Source organism: Vibrio kagoshimensis (assembly GCF_050337535.1).
Taxonomy (GTDB): Bacteria; Pseudomonadota; Gammaproteobacteria; order Enterobacterales; family Vibrionaceae; genus Vibrio; species Vibrio gallaecicus.
This window is the reverse complement of record NZ_JAKJSZ010000056.1, coordinates 1-1,282: the sequence shown is the minus strand read 5'-3', so window position 1 is coordinate 1,282 and position 1,282 is coordinate 1. Positions and strand designations below refer to the sequence as shown.

Sequence of the window (1,282 nt, the reverse complement as noted above, 5' to 3'; positions counted from 1 at the left end):
AGTCAATAGAGTGGTTCAAAGCGGAAGTRAGTAAAAATAAGTTTTATAAAGTCGTATRTGACAGTGAGTTTGCTGGTGCTATTTGTGTTGAGGGCRGCGAAACAAGCTGTATTGAAATTAAGTATTTATATATCGACTTAAAGTTTCAAAATAAGCAYATTGGTTCAAAAGTAATGCGCCTAATTGAAAGTGAGTATGARCACATAGACAATTGGACATTATTTACMCCMTACATGYCCTTTAGAAATCACCACTTCTATGAAAAAGCTCGTACGCGTTGAAATCTCACATAACAAGCAATTTAAGCAGACTGCCAACGCTTGGCATTTTTAGCTCGGTTTAGCATCAGTGATTTCGGTGATAAATTTGAGTGTCTTGGTAGCGTTGTCAGCTACTTAATTGGGCGTTATACCAATCCAATATTTAACGCCTAAAGCCCAAAATCGTATGGTAGAATGCCATCCTATATTTATATTTGAGGTGTTGTATGGAACCTGCAATTCAAGTCTGCCTATTTTTAACAGAAAGAGCCCTTAAACATCTAGCTGAAAATGAGCAACTACAGGATCAAGCTGTAGTGTCAGCAGTATCATTGGTGGACTGGGTTCAAAACAAATCAGGAAAAGTAAATAAGCGCACGTTGGAAGAGGCAGTACAGTTTGCGTTAGAGTCCTCGGCAAAGCGAGACAATGATACTTTTATTGATATACTCGCGACTATAACAACACTTTACGCTACGCATGAGGTTACTCGAGGTGCTATCACGGGTGGTACATTGCTACTCCGTTTTGGACCAGAAGTTTTTCCGCATATTTCGAAAGAAGAGCTCCGTTTTGCCAAACAAATCCACTCATTGATTTATGTAGAAGTTAGGGATGTAATCCAGAAGGAATTCTCAGAACAGTTTAAGGGCTACAATATAAGTGAAAACGTGAGCTACGAACGTGTTCACGCTGAGCATATACAATCTATGGTAACGATGAAAGGTACTGAGTCAGTACTTAAACCAGTAATGAAAAATGCACACAAAGCACTTAAATTAGTAGTGCCATTTATGAAGTAAATCATTGGTATAACAAAGCATTTAAGAGTGATTCTCAACGCTTGGCAATTTCGCTTCGCTCAAGTATAGCCAAGCGCCGCTCACACCTTAATGCGGCGTTATAAAGCACGCATCGRAAAGGATTTTACGTGAACATTAGAACTGGAAAATTGTCGGATGTAGCGGGTATCACTGATATTTTTAATTTCTATATTGAACATACAAATGCACGTTTTGAAG

At 38.5% G+C, this 1,282-nt stretch carries 2 protein-coding genes and 1 pseudogene; all 3 read left to right on the top strand.

The genetic code is table 11. From position 1 onward, the window contains the following. The first annotated feature begins 5 nt into the window (after nucleotides 1-5). Nucleotides 6-281 (top strand): GNAT family N-acetyltransferase, encoded by a 276-nt coding sequence (locus L4C37_RS22325; protein WP_429770174.1) that lies wholly within the window; start codon nucleotides 6-8, stop codon nucleotides 279-281. Between the two features lie 206 nt (nucleotides 282-487). Beyond that, on the top strand, nucleotides 488-1,063 hold the full coding sequence (locus L4C37_RS22320) for a hypothetical protein (RefSeq protein WP_429770172.1): 576 nt from the start codon (nucleotides 488-490) through the stop codon (nucleotides 1,061-1,063). Nucleotides 1,064-1,191: 128 nt separating this feature from the next. After that, nucleotides 1,192-1,282 (top strand): annotated as a pseudogene (locus L4C37_RS22315) (GNAT family N-acetyltransferase); the annotation flags it as partial.